General features: G+C 41.1%; 14 protein-coding genes. 11 read left to right on the forward strand and 3 right to left on the reverse strand.

Translation table 11 applies throughout. The annotated features are described in order from the left end of the window. The first annotated feature begins 38 nt into the window (after nt 1-38). Genes K1I44_RS06490 through K1I44_RS06500 form a run of 3 tightly spaced genes read left to right on the forward strand, consistent with a single transcriptional unit; the run spans nt 39 to nt 5,685 of the window. Entirely contained in the window at nt 39-1,343 is a 1,305-nt protein-coding gene (locus K1I44_RS06490; protein ID WP_219985657.1) for a bifunctional folylpolyglutamate synthase/dihydrofolate synthase, read from the forward strand. Between the two features lie 58 nt (nt 1,344-1,401). Further along, nucleotides 1,402-4,818 carry an Ig-like domain-containing protein gene (locus tag K1I44_RS06495; RefSeq protein ID WP_219985658.1) on the forward strand — a complete coding sequence of 1,139 codons (3,417 nt, stop codon included), beginning with the start codon at nt 1,402-1,404 and terminating at the stop codon, nt 4,816-4,818. Nucleotides 4,819-4,836: 18 nt separating this feature from the next. Next, entirely contained in the window at nt 4,837-5,685 is an 849-nt protein-coding gene (locus K1I44_RS06500; protein WP_219985659.1) for an ankyrin repeat domain-containing protein, read from the forward strand. A gap of 9 nt (nt 5,686-5,694) precedes the next feature. Here the strand turns inward: K1I44_RS06500 and K1I44_RS06505 are convergent, their stop codons facing one another. The 3 genes from K1I44_RS06505 to K1I44_RS06515 are packed head-to-tail and all read right to left on the reverse strand — an operon-like array spanning nt 5,695 to nt 8,485. Next, entirely contained in the window at nt 5,695-7,332 is a 1,638-nt protein-coding gene (locus K1I44_RS06505; protein WP_219985660.1) for a hypothetical protein, read from the reverse strand. A 15-nt stretch (nt 7,333-7,347) separates the two neighbouring features. Beyond that, nucleotides 7,348-7,917 (reverse strand): PulJ/GspJ family protein, encoded by a 570-nt coding sequence (locus K1I44_RS06510; protein ID WP_219985661.1) that lies wholly within the window; start codon nt 7,915-7,917, stop codon nt 7,348-7,350. Beyond that, complete coding sequence (locus K1I44_RS06515; protein WP_219985662.1) at nt 7,901-8,485, reverse strand: type IV pilus modification PilV family protein; 585 nt, start codon at nt 8,483-8,485, stop codon at nt 7,901-7,903. Before K1I44_RS06515 ends, K1I44_RS06510 begins: the two co-directional genes overlap by 17 nt. An 87-nt stretch (nt 8,486-8,572) precedes the next feature. Between K1I44_RS06515 and K1I44_RS06520 the strand changes: the two genes are divergently transcribed. The 8 genes from K1I44_RS06520 to K1I44_RS06555 all read left to right on the forward strand — a co-directional run bounded on the left by K1I44_RS06520 (nt 8,573) and on the right by K1I44_RS06555 (nt 17,048). Continuing rightward, a complete protein-coding gene (locus K1I44_RS06520; RefSeq protein WP_219985663.1) occupies nt 8,573-9,769 on the forward strand; it encodes a hypothetical protein in 1,197 nt (398 codons plus the stop codon). Then, nucleotides 9,766-10,512, forward strand: coding sequence for a PRC-barrel domain-containing protein (locus K1I44_RS06525; RefSeq protein WP_219985664.1), 747 nt, complete (start codon nt 9,766-9,768; stop codon nt 10,510-10,512). Before K1I44_RS06520 ends, K1I44_RS06525 begins: the two co-directional genes overlap by 4 nt. A 13-nt stretch (nt 10,513-10,525) precedes the next feature. Further along, nucleotides 10,526-11,794, forward strand: a complete 1,269-nt coding sequence (locus K1I44_RS06530) for a VanW family protein (protein ID WP_219985665.1) — start codon at nt 10,526-10,528, stop codon at nt 11,792-11,794. Continuing rightward, a complete protein-coding gene (locus tag K1I44_RS06535) occupies nt 11,791-13,452 on the forward strand; it encodes a GspE/PulE family protein (protein ID WP_219985666.1) in 1,662 nt (553 codons plus the stop codon). The genes K1I44_RS06530 and K1I44_RS06535 overlap by 4 nt, the downstream gene beginning before the upstream one ends. Nucleotides 13,453-13,462: 10 nt before the next feature. Beyond that, nucleotides 13,463-14,497, forward strand: a complete 1,035-nt coding sequence (locus tag K1I44_RS06540; RefSeq protein ID WP_219985667.1) for a type IV pilus twitching motility protein PilT — start codon at nt 13,463-13,465, stop codon at nt 14,495-14,497. Nucleotides 14,498-14,502: 5 nt separating this feature from the next. After that, a complete protein-coding gene (locus tag K1I44_RS06545; protein ID WP_219985668.1) occupies nt 14,503-15,714 on the forward strand; it encodes a type II secretion system F family protein in 1,212 nt (403 codons plus the stop codon). A gap of 76 nt (nt 15,715-15,790) precedes the next feature. Beyond that, nucleotides 15,791-16,264 (forward strand): prepilin-type N-terminal cleavage/methylation domain-containing protein, encoded by a 474-nt coding sequence (locus K1I44_RS06550; protein WP_219985669.1) that lies wholly within the window; start codon nt 15,791-15,793, stop codon nt 16,262-16,264. Between the two features lie 34 nt (nt 16,265-16,298). Next, nucleotides 16,299-17,048, forward strand: coding sequence for a prepilin peptidase (locus tag K1I44_RS06555; protein ID WP_219985670.1), 750 nt, complete (start codon nt 16,299-16,301; stop codon nt 17,046-17,048). The last annotated feature ends 4 nt before the right edge of the window (nt 17,049-17,052 follow it).

Consider the following 17,052-nt stretch of genomic DNA (forward strand, 5'->3'; position numbering starts at 1 on the left):
TTGGGTTCGTCTTTCATTTTGTAGAGGAGGGATTTTTCATGGTTCGCACATATAAAGAAGCGGTCGATTGGATTCATAGTCGCTTAACGTTAGGGGTGAAGCCGGGGTTGAAACGAATGGAATGGATGATGGAGAAGCTTGGACATCCAGAACGTCGCATTAAGGCGGTTCATGTCGGTGGTACGAATGGCAAAGGATCGACCGTTTGTTTTTTACGCCATATATTGCAAGAGGCAGGCTATCGTGTCGGAACATTTACATCGCCGTATGTGGAACAATTTAATGAACGGATTAGCATCAATGGCCAACCGATTCGTGACGTTGATTTAATGAAACTTGTTCAAGTGATTCAACCTTTGGCAGAAGAATTAGAACAGACGGAATTAGGTGGTCCGACCGAATTTGAAGTTATTACGGCTATGGCGCTCTATTATTTTGGAAAAATGAACGTACAAGACGTCGTCATTTTTGAAGTAGGACTTGGTGGCCGCCTAGATTCAACAAACATTATTTATCCGCTCTTATCGGTGATTACAAATGTCGGTTACGATCATATACATATATTAGGGAATACGCTTGAACAAATTGCGTTTGAAAAAGCGGGAATTATAAAAGCAGGGATCCCTGTTGTAACTGCGATCGATCAGCCTGAAGCGCTGCGCGTCGTAGAAGAAAAAGCAGCATCTGTACGTTCGAAAGTATATGCTCTCGGTCGCGATTTTACCGTTTTTGCTCATGAGCCAACTGCGGATGGAGAACGTTTTTCACTGCAAACACCATTTGCTTCATATGACAATGTGACAACAACGATGCTCGGTGCGCATCAAGTGAAAAACGCTGCACTTGCGCTAATGGCGGCTGATTATTTACGCACGTATTATTCGTTTTTGATTGAGCGAGAACATATGTATAACGGCGTTCGGAAAGCCGAGTGGCTCGGACGATTTGAAAAGATGAACGATCGTCCGCTTATTATTATTGATGGGGCGCATAACGAAGAAGGAATCGATAGCCTTGTGGCGACAATGAACGCTCATTATCCGCATCGGAGTGTACATGTCCTTTTTACAGCGCTAGGCGACAAACCGGTTGCTGCGATGATTCGAAAGTTAGAAACGATTGCGCAAACGATGACGTTTACAACGTTTGATTTTCCACGCGCCCTTTCCGCCGAACAACTAGCTGAACAAGCAACACACCGAAACGTTCAATGTACGAACGATTGGAAACAATGGCTAAAAGAAAAGCGCACACAAGCGGAAAAAGACGACATCATTTTAATTACAGGTTCACTTTATTTTATCTCAAACGTACGAAATTTTATAAAAAATAAATATAACTAAACGAGAGATTGTTGGTATAATAGATAAAAAGTAGGAGTTTTGAAAGGGGGAGAGGTAGGTGAAAAGGGCTGTTTCGGTGTTTTTAACTGTTCTTTTACTCATTCCGTTGTTTTTTTCTGCAATGACTGTACGTGCTAACACCAGTATTGCGTACAATGTGCTTGAAATTGTGAGTCATGCTAATCAATTATCCTCATCACCATTAAAACAAGAATTAGGAAGTACGTCGAATATAAATGTGACGACGATGACGATGAAGCGATTCGTTGCTTTGCGCGATGAGCTAGACGGAAAATACGATGCGATCGTTATTTCAAGTGGGGATTATAATCCGAAGAAACTTGGGATGACAAGTAGTAGTAATAGAAGCGCATCACACGATACGTCGAATGTTTTAAACGATATTACACATTTGAAAGCTAAACAAATAAAACAGTTTTATATAGACAAAGGATTGCCTGTTTTTCTTCACGACAGTAGCGTGAAAAAATATTTAGGAAGTAATTTGTATAATTACTCTCAATCAAACGAATGGAAATCAAAAGCAAACGTTATTTTCTTTACAACAAAGACAAACATAACAAACTATTTGACAGCAAACAAACGACCTCATTTCGTATTAACGAGCATCCCTTCTTCCACACAAACGTATAAGAAAGGTGATACAATATCGTTCCAATATGAAATTGTCAATTATACACACTTTCAAAATAAACTGTTGACTGTTAATTTGTACATTGATTCGGATTTTAACGATAAATATACGAGCGAAGAAATTGTTGCATCCAAACAAGCGCAAGGAGCGACAGGAACGATTTCATATACGTTCCCAGCAGGTTATTCTGGCCCGCGTTACTGGAAAATAGAAATTGTTGATGAAACGAGCGCATTAAAAGATTATGAAAAAGGGTTCGTGAAATTTCAAGATGTGCCAGCAACGATCAAAATATTGCAAATACGTAAAGGAAACGATGCGAGCTCGTTGCTCAATACGAAAAATATGAATCCGAGCTTTTTAAGTCGTGCGAATGAATATAGCATTGCAATCGATGTGACGACGTTAACTGACTTTCAAAAAAGCAAGCAATATGAGCCAAATTATTCACACGAAGTGATTAACGGGAAATACGATATGATTATTTTTGGATTCGCTGATTGTTATAACGGGTGTGGCTCACCGATTTCATTAACCCAAAATGCTATTCAATCAGTGAAAAGCTTTATCCAATCTGGGCAAAGTGTTATGTTTACACACGATGTCATGTTTGGGGCGAACAATGTATGGGTGAATGAGTTCGGTCCGATTGTTGGGCAAATTCAACCGCAGACGGACTTAGGAAACGGTGCTCCAAATCCATCGACGAATACGAAACAAGTGAATCATGGGCTTATGACAAATTATCCGTTTGAATTAGGTGATAGCATTGCTATTGCGACAACGCACAACCAATATTACACGCTCAATTTAGAAGATGAGGATGTCATTCCATGGTACAACATCCAAGGTTCTCCGCGTGATGTATATGATAGTTGGAACCACTATTATACGTATTCAAAAGGAAATGTCACATATTCTGGAACAGGACATGTCGGAACGACGGCTGCGTTTCCAGAACAAGAACAAAAACTATTCGTCAATACGATGTACCGTGCATTTTTCGGGTCGAACCATGCACCGCAACTGACGGTTATCACACCGAAAGAAAACGAAAAAATTCCGAGCAATCAGCCAATTGAGCTATCGTATAAAGTAGAAGATTTAGACTTAGTCGACCGAACGTTTTCTACAAAAGTATGGTTGAACGATCAAGAAGTGTATGCCCAAAACAATGTGCCGAACGGCACGACGATCATTCAGTCGATTCCGCACAATATGCCAAACGGCGGAACGGTAAAAATAAAAATTGAAGCAACCGATGCACGCGGAGCAAAAGTAACGAAAGAATTTCAAGTCGTGATTGAAAAAGTATCGGCAAACATTGAAGTCAGCCGAACGATTTCAACAACGCTAGCTCCTGTCAATGAATCGATTACGATGCAATATACGCTCACACCAAAACCATTATCGTTATTGACGAATACGTTGTTAAAAGTAACGAACGTCGCGTTTGAAGAAAAATTGCCAGCAGGCATTGAAGTTGTCTCATTGCCAAACGGGTTCACAAAACAAGGAACGGTGACAGAAGGTTATACAATTCAAGGAACGTTGCCTGATATTTCGTTTATTAAATCAGGAACAACGTATATTGCCGAACCGCAAACGTTTACGATTCAAGTGAAACCGACGGCGAAAGGAACGTTTTCTCTCTCACAAGCTAAACTGACGTACAAAGATATAAATACGCAAGTTGTCCATTTATCGTTTAACGCTGTCTCGTTTGTTTCAGACTACAAAGTGACAGATGTGACGCTGCCAAGTACGATGTTTGTGAATCGCGGTGTACCGAAAAACGCCCGCTTATTGTTAAACGTCTTGCCGCAAGAAGCGACAATTGCATCAGTAGAATGGAGCGAAAATAGTAATGGGCAAGTCATTTCGATTGACCAAAACGGCGTCATTACCGCAATACAAGAAGGAACAGCACAAGTGACAGCAAAAGTAAAAGATATGTTCGGCAATATAAAAACAGCGACAATGACGGTCATTGTACGCATTCCAGTCGATTCGATAACAATTCAAAACTTTACTGTTTATGTCGGTGAGACGATTCCGATTCCAATAACCGTATCACCAGCAGATGCGAAAAAAGCGGTATCTTATTCACTAGGAAATAACTTATATGCTGAAATCAACGGGGCAAACGGAACAATTACTGGGTTAAAAGAAGGAGTAACGACGTTAACCGTTCAGGCGTTTAACAGAAACGATGAACTCATTGAAAAAACGGTTACTGTTACGATCGAAGCGATCCCTGTAACTGCTGTTGTCGTGTCGCCAGCGGTCGTGAATATGAATATCGGTGACACCGTTTCACTCACCGCAACAGTTGCGCCAAATAATGCGACGTATAAAACAATTGAATGGCGCTCGTCCAATCCAAATATCGCTTCTGTCGATGAAAATGGTCGCGTCACAGGAGTAAGTACAGGGCAAGTGACAATGACAGCGCAGGCGCACAACGGTGTGATCGGAACAGCAATCGTTCATGTCGGTTCGCCGTTGACAGGTATTTCCCTTCCATCGACGTTACTCGTCCAAAAAGGAAAAACGATCAATGTATTGCCATACATTGCACCGATTCCAGCTAATGCGACGACAAAAATTGTAAGCCGTTCATTTACTGTCGAAAATAGTTACTATGCCGTTGTCGATCAAAATGGGGAAGTAACTGCGAAACGTCTCGGTGAAACACCGCTAACGGTTCGGCTCGTTGACGAAAATGGAAAAGTGTGGACGGCATCTACGGTCATTCGTATCGTCGAACATGCGACAGATCCAACGAAAGGCGGAAATAAAAACGGCTGGCTGTACTAACAAAGGATGTGAACACGTATGAAAAAAGTGATGATGCTCGTTGTCATCATCAGCTTGTTAAGCGGCTGCTTCCTGTCAAAAGAAGAAAAGCAACAACGACTCATACAAGCGATTGAGCAAGGAAACGTTGAAGCGGTGCGCGAATATATGAAACAAGAAAAAAATATTAACTTTCAAATGAACAATGAGACACCGCTTGATGTGGCGATGCGTAACGGTCAGCGTGAAATTGCGGTACAACTATTGAAAGCTGGAGGAAAGTCGGCTGTCATGCCGCTTCCTCCCCTTCATTTTGCACTCGCTTCTTCTATTGCCCAAGGGGATGAAGAAAATATTGAAATTGTGAAACAAATGGTGAACGAACAAACGGTGCGAGAGAAAGATCAAGAGAAGAATACCCCTTTGCATACTGCGGCAGGAAGCGGAAATCTCGAACTTGTTCGGCTTGTTTGTCAATACGATGTTGACGTCAATGCGGTAAATATACGTGGTGAAACGCCGTTGTTGCTCGCTGTGCAAGCTGGAAATGTCGATGTTGTCCGTTTTTTATATGAACGTGGAGCAAATACGGAGATCGCAAATAAAGATGGTGAAACCCCGCTATATAAAGCAGTGGAACGAAATTTTATTGATGTAGCAACATATTTATTAGAGAAAAAGGCAAATGTCAACGCAAAAACGAATATTGGAAAAACCCCGTTAATGGTTGCAGCAGAATACGGATATGATGAGTTAGTAACGCTTTTACTTCGTTACGGAGCGGATGTACACATAAAAGACGGGACGGGAAATACAGCTCTTTCTCTTGCGCAATATTGGAAACATGAAAACATAATCAAGCAGCTAAAAGGAAAAGGAGCGAAGTAGCTCCTTTTCTTACTTTACTCGCAGTTCATCGACGATGACAGCAAGCTGTTTGACAAGCGGTAAGCCGAGACCGCGGTTAATAAATACATCTTTATTATGTTTGACAACAAAGCGAGCGAATTGTTTTTGTTCTTCTTCTGATGATATAGGCGCTTGAAAAGAAAGATTCGTTCCACTATCGCTCGTTTCGCCGCGATATGCGTTAATAACGAGCCCGTTGTCATCCGTATAAGGAATGATGGAGGAATTGCCACGGGCAAACAGCCCCCCTTCAATGTTTATATACGAACCAACAGCATAAATCACAGCGTTGCTATCTGTGTAGAAAAATCCTTTTAAATTTGGTGTAGTGAGTGAAAAATTGTTCGTAAATTCGTTCACACGAGCGATTTCGAGCTCCCCTTTTGTTAATAACACGACTTCTTTTCCGTTTAAGCCGCTAATCGTCGTATTGTAAATCGATGTATTTCCGTTGACGTAGACAGTAGAATCGAACGCCACTTGCCCTGTAATCGTTAAGTTGCCAAGGACAATGATGTTTCCTGAAATTTGTAAAGGAGAACTTCCTGCGTTTTCTAACGTCAAGTCGCCGTTTACAATTAACCATTGGTTATCATTTAAAGTCAATGAAGAAATATCAAAATAAGGAATCGTACTCGTATCAAGAAAAATAGATTTTCCGCTTGCAATTGCCCCTTCTAATGCGGTTGATAAATCGACAAGGTCATTAACGACAACAGTCACAAACGATGATTTTACTTGTTCTATAAGCTCTGATAATGGTAAAGAAATGAGATTTTGATACTGCGTTTGTTTACTTTGATCAAATGCATCAATACCAGCTGCTGAAAGCAGTTTATCTTTTAATGTGAAATCAAAGTTCACATCAATAAACTCCTCTTGTTCTTTTTGAATGCTCGGTCCTTGATATTGAAACGACAGGGAGCTAGATGAAAAATCGTTCATGTTTTTTGTAAATTCGTTTGATATCGTGTAACAACTTTTTGCTCCGTTTCCGTGATCGCATGCATAGCGATCTCCTTCAACGAACAATATACTTTTTTCGCTTGTCGTCGGGAATGATGTTTGCACAGAATAAAGCGTTGAGTTGTAAATATAGTTAGCGACGTTTGTGATGTATATATTTTTCCCTGCATATATATTGCCATGAATATATGCCCCGCCATTTAACGTAACATTTTCACGCGACCCAAGGGCGTATTTTAAAAAGCTCGGTGCATTCGTAATAATCACTTCGCGTGTAACTACTTTTTTTCCGTAAGGGGCAGATATGCGAAAGACGCGAGTAAATAATCGATTGCGCATAATCCCTTTCGCATCCGTTATATCTTCGATCATGACGCCATGGCGGTTCATAAGCTCGTTCAAAAAACCTGCTTGTGCATTGCCTAAATCAAGATCAAGCTGCGCAGGGGTCGATAACGTTAACTGTTCGACTTTTACTTTTAGTTCAGCGACCGTTTCTTCTACGTTTTTGACGGCATCGTGAAGCGATGTGACATCTTCTATACGCACTTGTGTAAATTTTGCTTGATATATGCTAACGGATAAAATCGTGAGCCCGATAATAAAAAAGACGGTGACGGTTAGCATCACGAGTACAAGACTGTATCCTTTTTCATTCAACTCAATCTCCCCCCTTTAAAAACCGAATTCCGATTGTAACGTAAACGGTTCAATATATAATGGATCATCCGGATTTCGATGATCGTCGTCTTGAACAGATAAACGAATCGAAATGATGCCGCTTTTACATACGTTTTGTTGTTCTCGAATGCACGTATAGGTGAATGTAGATTGTTCAGGAATAATTCGTAAGTTAGATGTCGTGATTTGTTTGCCGTTCATTTGTAACGTTCCGGTTGACGCGTCGATCATGATTTGTAGCGTCTCATTTCCTTTTTCCTTTTCTTCCACGAGCCCTGTATTTGTATCAATTTCTTTTTTTACTTGATTCACAAATGTAAGTGTGTAGTTATTTGACTCATCTTTTTTTAAACCGTCTGGCGCCAGCGTATAGAGCTCGTTAAAAATTGTAGTCATTAATATGTCCGCTTCGCTTCGCAGTTGATTTTCAATGCCGATGCGTTTATACGCCTTCGTTCCTGCTGTAAACACGCCGTATGCAGAAGCGGCAATAATAGATGTGATCGCTAGCCCAACAAGCAGCTCGATAAGCGTCAATCCTCGTTCATTAGCGAATACGTTCATTGGCGATCACTCCTTTTAATACGACTACTTCGTTGTTTGAACGGACGGTGACATATAAACGAAGTAAATAATTTCCTACGTCTTCAGCCATTTCTTTTTCTTGTTCAATCACTTGTTTTAAAGGGTCAGGAAATTCAGTTGGTGGGCTTGTTTTTATTTGCGACCATATCGCTTGATCGTATGGAATGAGCCAAGCTTGTACGTCTTCTTCATCGTATGCGACATTGTTAATCGTCGGTGAAAAAACAGCTTTACATACATTTTCGTTAGGGAATAAAGACGAATTTGAACAAGATGAAGCATCAAAACGAACAAAAGGTGTTTGCTGTGTAATATGATCGGTTGTATATTCGGATATTGTTTGAAAATCAAGTCTTTCCATATAATGAATCACACCGCGTGCGATATTTATAGCAACTGTTTTTGATTGATTATATGCCGTATATGTCATCGCATTTGTGAAAAACATAAACATGCTACTCGCAACAAACGACAAAATGACGATCGATAGGAGCACTTCAATTAAAGTAAACCCACGTTCAAAAATATTCATTTTCTTTTGACACATTTTCCTTCTCCTTCTTTTAAAATACATAACTTTATTATACAATATGTTAGAGTTAGGTGTTGTATCATTTTGAATGGGGGGAGCGACTTGGCGTATTTATTTTTTGTGATCTTTTTTCTCATATTAATCCCCATCTATATTCGGCTGCCTTTTGGGTGGACAAAAAAAGGGATTGCTCTCGTATTAACGGTCGCTTGTTTATTAAGCGCCTTTGGCATCATTGCGATCGAACAATTTCCACTTTGGCAAGCTACATTATTTCTTTTTCTTTTAGTGATCGCAAGTACATATTTACTTGAACAAAAGCTCGGTCATTTATTTTATGCACGCATTTATGAGCACGATTTGATTGTCGAAGATGACGAAGAAGATGAGCGAAAGGATGAACAGCCGCTTGTTAGGAAAGAAGTGGTGGAAGAAAATCCGAAAAATGAGTTGCAGCAAGTAGATGACATAGATGCTGAATGGAGCGAAGGGGAGTGGCAGGAAGTCGAGCAACTCGTTTCGATTGAGCCGCTAAAAGATGAATATGATGATACGATTGAACCAATCGCGGATATGGATGATGTCGTTGAACCGTTACACAACGATGACATAGATGTAGATGAAGCGTTTATCATGCAAGAACGGTGGGATGATTTGCTCAGCGAAACAAGTAACGAAACGTCACGCGATGAAGCATTTGAGAGCGAAATACAAGAAGGTCTTGATATAGAAACGCTCGCTATCGTAGAACAACCGATCGAACAAATGGCTAACGAACGACATGAAAGCGAAACGATGTTACAAAGTCTTGTCGTACATGCAGTGAGCGAGCAAGAAATGGATATCATTCCGAGCATCGATCATGCTTTACACGAGCAAGACGAAGGGACAAACATTCTGATGATTGAAGAAGCGGCTGTTTATGAAGAACAACCGTTTCAGAGCGCATATGATGAGATGGAAACAACAGCGGGAGAAAACATAAATGAACCTTTACGTATACTTCCAAAACCGTTGCTGAAAAATTTACTCGCTTCTTTATACGCGATGCGTCCCGCGTTGTCAGATGCGGAATATGAACAGCTTATTCATAAACATTTGCATCCTCGTTTACATGAACAAGATTATTATACATTTGCAAATGTATTAATGGAGCATTATGTAGCTTCAAAACAATATGAAAAGCTACATCTTCTTGCAAAACAATTGTATGCTCAATATGGGTCTTATCCAATGATTCAACAACAATTAACACATATGATACATTACGCTGAACAAAAAATGAGGTGGGAAAAATGAAAAGTAGCACACAAGTTATTGGTCTTCCAGTCATTAGCATCCAAAACGGAGTTCAACTTGGACAAGTGAAGTCGCTTGTCGTGAACCCAGAAAAAGGAACAGTCGATTTTTTAATTGTTGATCAAGAAAATTGGGAAATTAGTATGAAAGCGATTCCGTTTCGAAACGTCATCGGAATTGGTGAATTTGCAGTAACGGTTGAAGAAGAACGAGCTGTGCTCGATTTAAACGTCATTCCGATTGCAAATGAGCTTGTCAATAAAAAAATTGCGATTAAACAAGCGAAAGTAATGACGAGAAAAGGACAATTGCTTGGGGAAGCAACGGAGTTTTACATTGACGAAGAAACCGGACAAATTACTGGGATTGAAGTGCAAATTGGAAATGAGTCTCGCATCGTTCGTGCTGATCACGTCATTACGTATGGAAAAGAGCTATTAATCGTTCATGAAAATGCACAACAAACAGTTGCTTCGGATGTGAATGAATTGTTGTCACTAAAGGGGACGCAAGTAGAGCCCCTTGTTGAACAATTTGCTCCAAAAACAGTTGAAACTGAACTTGATGAGTTGCGTCAAAAACAAATGGATATGTTAACAGGAAAACGAGTGTTAAAAGATATTGTGGATGCAAACGGTCAAGTATTCATCCCGAAAGATACAATTTTAACGAAAGAACATATTATTCGTGCCCAAGAAGAGGGGCCAGACGTTGTTATTGAACTGTCGATGAATGTCGAGTAAGGGGGCGTATGCCGTGCGCCGAATCGCTTCGCTTAAGTTGTTTTTTACGTTGCTTCTTACCGTTTCATATTTACTTGCAAGTACGAAAGTGGCGACATGGGCGTACGAGTCGTTCGTTAGTGGCGATACATTTGCTGAAGGAACGATGATCGGACCAGTCGATATATCGAATCGTTCATACGAAGAAGCGTATGAACAAATCGATCAAAAAGTTAATGAATGGAAAAAAACAGCAACGATTACGCTCATGCTAGAAGGAAAAGAAGTAACGGTACAAACGAATCATTTTACATTTCATATTGAGGAGAGCATGAAACAAGCGGAGAGCGGAAAAACTGCCCCTCTCCTCGTTTCCATTGACGGACAAGCTTTGCAAGATGTGATTTCTTCGCTTAGTGCATTAAGTGATTGGATCGATGTTGAAAAAGTAAAAGTACAAGTGGAACAAGCTGCAGCTTCGCTTACATCTGCTCAACTATCTCTTAGTCAATACGTTCGAGAAGAGATGCAAAAGGAAACGATATTATCGCAAGCAACTATCCCGTTCCATCAAGAACTTCATGCGATAACGCAAACAACCGTTGTCATTGAGCCAAAACAAGTGTTTTCTGTTTTGGACTTTTTCAAAAAGCAAGGAATAAACTTATCAAAAGAAGCGCTGACGTTATTTGCATCTGGATTGTATGAGGCGGTTGTACCGACAAATTTTGAAATTGTTGAACGGCATACGAGCCCTACATTGCCAAATGGGATTAAGGCAGGGTTTGAAGCAGCTGTTGAACAAAATAAAAAAGACTTTATGTTTTTTAATCCAAACGATCAGTCGTACACGGTTGAAATGAGAACGGAAGGCAGTCAAATGAAACTTTCTCTTACCGGAATACCGTTTATATATCAATATGTATTAAAGACGGATCCAATTGAATATTACGATCCAAAAACGATTGTGCAATATAGCGCATGGCTGAAGCCGAACGAAAAGCGGATCAAGGAAGAAGGAAAAAAAGGAATGCTCATTCGTCTGTATAAAGAAGTGTACGATCGAAACCAAACACTAATTGAGACGGTACCCGTTTCGGAAGATTTTTACCCACCTATCCATCGCGTCGAATTGCGTGGGTTGCAAGCGGGAGTAAATAACGGAACAAGTGAGACACCAAGTGAGACACCAAGTGAGACACCAACTCCAAATGAATCACCTTCAACACAGTTACCACAACAAGATGATATATGGGGAAATGAAAACGAGCAAATAAAAGGAAATGAGGATGAGACCTCATGAAAAAGCAAGAGCGAAAACGATTAGGCGATTTGCTTATTGAAGCAGGATTAATTACGAAAGAACAACTCGAAGAAACGTTAAAAGAAAAAGCACCTGGTCAGAAATTAGGGGATGCGTTGTTGCAGCGAGGATACATTACGGAACAACAGTTAATTGAAGTGTTAGAGTTTCAACTTGGCATTCCACACGTCAGCTTATATCGTTACCCAATTGATCCGAAATTAACGAATCTCGTACCGAAAGAATTTGCGAAACGAAACATGCTTATTCCTTTAAAGCAAGAAGGGGATCGGCTATTTGTTGCGATGGCAGATCCAATGGATTTTTTTGCGATTGATGATTTGCGTCTATCGACGGGCTTTCATATTGAAGTGGCTATTGCATCAAAAGATGATATTTTACGGGCAATTAATAAATATTACGACATTGATGATTCGGTGGAAGAATTTTTAAACATTGCTCCTGCGCAAGAGGTGCGCGAACAAGAAAAACTTGTTGAAGATGACTCGCCGATTGTTCGACTTGTCAATCAAATTTTACAAATGGCAGTGGAGCAGCGGGCGAGCGATATTCATATTGATCCCCAGGAAACAAAAGTCGTCATTCGTTATCGCATCGACGGTATTTTGCGTACAGAACGAGCGTTGCCTAAGCATATGCAAGGAATGTTAACGGCGCGTATTAAAATTTTAGCGAATATGGATATAACAGAGCATCGTGTTCCACAAGATGGACGTATTAAAATGAATATCGATTTTCACCCGGTCGATTTGCGCGTATCAACGTTGCCAACGATTTATGGTGAAAAAATCGTTATGCGCGTGCTTGACTTAGGAGCGGCGTTAAACGACTTAAACAAACTTGGATTTAATAAATTGAATTTACAACGGTTTATTCAACTGATCGAACAACCAACAGGCATCGTGTTAATCACGGGACCGACCGGTTCTGGAAAATCGTCGACGCTTTATGCGGCATTGAACCGATTAAACGGCGAACATGTGAACATTATTACAATTGAAGACCCTGTCGAATATCAACTCGAAGGAGTGAACCAAATTCAAGTCAATCCAAATGTCGGGATGACATTTGCTGAAGGGTTGCGCTCGATTTTGCGTCAAGATCCGAACATTATTATGGTTGGAGAAATTCGTGATCGCGAAACAGCAGAAATAGCTATTCGCGCGTCGTTAACAGGACATTTAGTGTTAAGCACATTGCATACGAATGATGCTTTAAGCACAGTTGCACGTCTTATCGACATGGGAGTCGAGCCGTTTTTAGTTGCCACATCGCTTTCAGGGGTTGTTTCTCAACGTCTCGTGCGCCGCGTTTGTCGCGATTGTCAAGAAGAGCACGAACCGACGAAGCGAGAAATCGAAATTTTTGCGCGTCGTGGTTTGAAAATTGAAAAAGTGATGCGGGGACGGGGTTGTCCAACGTGCAATATGACAGGGTATAAAGGACGTATTGCGCTACATGAATTAATGGTCATGTCTGATGAAATGAGAAAAGTTATTTTAAATGGCGAATCACTTTCAAAGCTGCGTGAAATCGCCATAAAAAATAAAATGATTTTTTTAATTGATGACGGACTATTAAAAGTGAAACAAGGGCTCACGACAACAGAAGAAGTGTTGCGTGTAAGCATTGGATAAGGTGATGAAGATGAAACAAAAAGTAGATGCGATGTTACGTGCCGCATTTGAGCTAAAAGCATCAGATATTCATTTGACGGTCGGCGTTCCCCCGATTTTTCGCGTGAACGGAGATTTAAAACGATACGGTCAAGAGTTGTTATCGCCGACCGATACGGAACAAATGGCAAAAGCGATTGTTTCGGAGCATATGTGGCCGCGTTTTGAAAAAGACGGCGAGTTAGATTTGTCATATAGCTTATCAGGTGTTTCGCGGTTTCGTGTGAATGTGTTTAAACAGCGTGGATGCATATCGCTCGCCATTCGTACCATACCGACAAAAATTCCGACGCTTGAAGAATTGCAATTGCCAGATGTATTGAAAAAGTTAGTGACAAAACCACAAGGTCTTATTCTCGTTACCGGGCCGACAGGAAGCGGAAAATCGACGACGTTAGCCGCAATGATTGATTATATGAATAAAACGATGCGCAAACATATTATTACGCTCGAAGATCCAATTGAATACGTGCATAAGCATGGAGGATGCATTATTGACCAGCGTGAAGTCGGGACGGATACAAACAACTTCGCAAACGGACTTCGGGCAGCGCTTCGACAAGACCCAGATGTCATTTTAGTTGGAGAAATGCGCGATTTAGAAACGATTCAAACGGCTATTACCGCCGCAGAAACAGGGCATCTCGTATTCGGGACGCTGCATACGTCCAGCGCACCAGCGACAATTGATCGCATCATTGATGTGTTTCAACCTGAACAACAAACGCAAATTCGCATTCAATTGGCAACCGTTTTAGTTGCAATTATTTCGCAACGATTATTTCCACGCGCTCAAAAAAATGGGCGCATCGCAGCAACAGAAATATTAATTAACAATGCAGCAATTGCGAATTTAATTCGCAACGGAAAAATTCATCAAATTCCGACCGTTATGCAAACGAGCCGCGCGCTCGGCATGCATACGCTTGAGGCGAGCATTAAAGAGCTTGTGCAGCAAGGGTTCATCGCAAAAGAATCGGTGGAGCCGTATTTGCAGGAAGGATGAGATAGATGGCACAATTTCGCTATGAAGCACGCGATGTGCATGGGCGAGTGAAAAAAGGAACGATCGTTGCTTCGTCGCGTCGAGATGTCATCATAAAGCTGCGTGAGCAACGGTTAAAAGTCATTGACGTACAAGAAGTGCCGCAGACGTTATTAACAAAAGAAATTACGTTTGGAAATCCTGTGAAGCTGCAGCATTTCGTCATTTATTTACGCCAATTTGCCACGCTGTTAAAAGCAGGGGTGACGATCGTTGACGCTACGCGCATTTTGGCGGAGCAAACGGAAAGTAAAGCGTTAAAAAAAGCGCTCGTGCGCATTGAAGAGCAATTAAGAAGCGGTCAACCGTTATCTGTAGCGATGACGAACGATTCAAACATTTTTCCTCCGCTCGTCATTAATATGATTCGAGCTGGAGAGGCGAGTGGGAGTATAGATGAAACGCTCGAGCGATTAGCCGATCATTTTGAAAAAGTGCATCGCACAAGACAAAAAATTGTTTCCGCTCTAGCGTATCCGATCGTTGTTGGAATCATTGCTGTCATCGTTGTCATCTTTTTGCTCGTGAGCGTCGTTCCGACATTCGTTTCGATGTTTGCTGATTTTGGTGCAGAATTGCCGGCCATTACGAAGTTTGTTTTACGTGCAAGCGAAGTGATGCAAACGTATTGGTGGGGCGTTATTTTGCTGTTCATTGCTTTATATATTTTATTGATCGTGTTAAAAAGACAAAAAGCAACGAAATATTATTTAGATGTTTTTATGCTTCGCATGCCGATTTTTGGTGGGATGATGCAAAAAGCGGTACTCGCCCGAATGACGCGCACATTGAGTTCTCTTTTTTCAAGCGCAGTCCCTATTTTACAGGCTCTTGCGATCGTTGAGGAGGTTGTAGAAAATGAGGTCATTGCCCGCGTCATTCGCACATCGCGTGATGCGCTTGAACGCGGAGAATCGTTAACCGAGCCGATGAAGCGACATTGGGCGTTTCCTCCACTTGTTACACAAATGATTGCAATCGGAGAACAGACGGGTTCACTTGATGCGATGCTTGCCAAAGTTGCCGACTTTTACGAAGCGGAAGTCGAAGCGGCTACCGATCGTTTAAAATCGCTTATTGAACCGCTTATGATCGTCTTGCTTGCCGGCGTTGTCGGGACGATTGTCACATCGATTTTAGTTCCGATGTTTGATATATTTAATCACATTCAACAATAAAATAGTACTTTTCAACTAGATTGTTCATGTTGTAAAATGATGAGAGAGATTATAAAAATTGCAAAGGAGAGGAATTATGTTAAAGAAATTGATTCGTAATGAAAAAGGTTTAACATTAATTGAGTTGTTGGCGGTTATCGTTATTTTAGGCATTATTGCAGCGATCGCGATTCCGAGCATCGGGGGGTTAATTGACAATTCGAAAAAAGACGCTCATGTAGCAAACGCACAACAAATGATTAACGCGGCAAAAATTGCTGTAACAGCGGATAAGAGCTTAATACCTAGTAGTGGACAAAGCCAAAACATTACGTTGAAAAAGCTTGAGGATGATGGGTACTTAGAGACAGTGAAAGACCCTGATAATGGGACTTATAATAAAGAAGGATCATTTGTTACGATAACTAATAGTAATAATAAGTTATCTTATAGTGTTAAACTAATTAATAATAAGCGTGGTGTCCAAACTTCTACTGGAGGTGCGGTTGCTGAGGAAAGTCTAGCACGCAGTCAGGTAGTTGATAACCCAGCCACGCCATCAAATCCATAAATTATGATTTAGGTACAATCAAGAGTGATCACATATGTTGCTTTTTATTTCTTTCCTCCTCGGTCTTCTTCTTGGCTCATTTTATAACGTTGTCGGGCTAAGGGTACCGAGAGGGGAGTCGATTGTTTCGCCGCGTTCGCATTGTCCATCTTGTAAGCGAACGTTGACGGCGTTAGAGTTAATTCCAGTCGTTTCGTATGTGTTGCAAAAAGGGAAGTGTCGCGCGTGTTCGGCGCGCATTTCCTTTGTTTATCCATTCGTTGAGCTGTCCACGGCGATATTGTTTGCGCTTGCCCCGCTTTTTGTCGGTTGGTCAGCGGAAGTAGCCGTTAGTTGGACGCTCATTTCTTTATTCGTTATTATTTTTGTTTCTGATGTGCATTATATGGTTATCCCAAACCGTGTTTTATTGTTTTTCACTCCACTCCTTCTTGTTGAGCGTTTATGGCTTGCTCCCCTTACTCCTTGGTGGGATAGTTTACTCGGTAGTGTCGTTGGATTTATGATATTGTTTGTGATAGCGGTTGTGAGTAAAGGTGGCATGGGCGGTGGAGATATTAAATTGTTTGCGTTAATCGGTTTGGCGCTTGGCGCAAAGCTTACCATTTTAGCGTTCTTTTTATCGACGCTCGTTGGGACGATATTCGGATTAGTTGGCATGGCGATCGGGCGCGTGAAACGCGGCGAACCGATGCCGTTTGGACCAGCGATCGTCGTTGGGACATTGACGGCTTATTTTTTCGGGGAAACGATCATCCAAGCGTACGTAAAGGTTATGATGTAAGGAG

The sequence above is a fragment of the Anoxybacillus sp. ST4 genome (genome assembly GCF_019448545.1).
GTDB lineage: Bacteria > Bacillota > Bacilli > Bacillales > Anoxybacillaceae > Anoxybacillus > Anoxybacillus pushchinoensis.

Excerpts from the sequence above, each read along its gene's own strand:
- K1I44_RS06490 (WP_219985657.1), top strand. The coding sequence starts at position 39 with ATGGTTCGCACATATAAAGAAGCGGTCGATTGGATTCATAGTCGCTTA.
- K1I44_RS06500 (WP_219985659.1), top strand. The coding sequence starts at position 4,837 with ATGAAAAAAGTGATGATGCTCGTTGTCATCATCAGCTTGTTAAGCGGC.
- K1I44_RS06510 (WP_219985661.1), bottom strand. The coding sequence starts at position 7,917 with ATGAACGTATTCGCTAATGAACGAGGATTGACGCTTATCGAGCTGCTT.
- K1I44_RS06515 (WP_219985662.1), bottom strand. The coding sequence starts at position 8,485 with ATGTGTCAAAAGAAAATGAATATTTTTGAACGTGGGTTTACTTTAATT.
- K1I44_RS06525 (WP_219985664.1), top strand. The coding sequence starts at position 9,766 with ATGAAAAGTAGCACACAAGTTATTGGTCTTCCAGTCATTAGCATCCAA.
- K1I44_RS06535 (WP_219985666.1), top strand. The coding sequence starts at position 11,791 with ATGAAAAAGCAAGAGCGAAAACGATTAGGCGATTTGCTTATTGAAGCA.
- K1I44_RS06540 (WP_219985667.1), top strand. The coding sequence starts at position 13,463 with ATGAAACAAAAAGTAGATGCGATGTTACGTGCCGCATTTGAGCTAAAA.
- K1I44_RS06545 (WP_219985668.1), top strand. The coding sequence starts at position 14,503 with ATGGCACAATTTCGCTATGAAGCACGCGATGTGCATGGGCGAGTGAAA.
- K1I44_RS06550 (WP_219985669.1), top strand. The coding sequence starts at position 15,791 with ATGTTAAAGAAATTGATTCGTAATGAAAAAGGTTTAACATTAATTGAG.
- K1I44_RS06555 (WP_219985670.1), top strand. The coding sequence starts at position 16,299 with ATGTTGCTTTTTATTTCTTTCCTCCTCGGTCTTCTTCTTGGCTCATTT.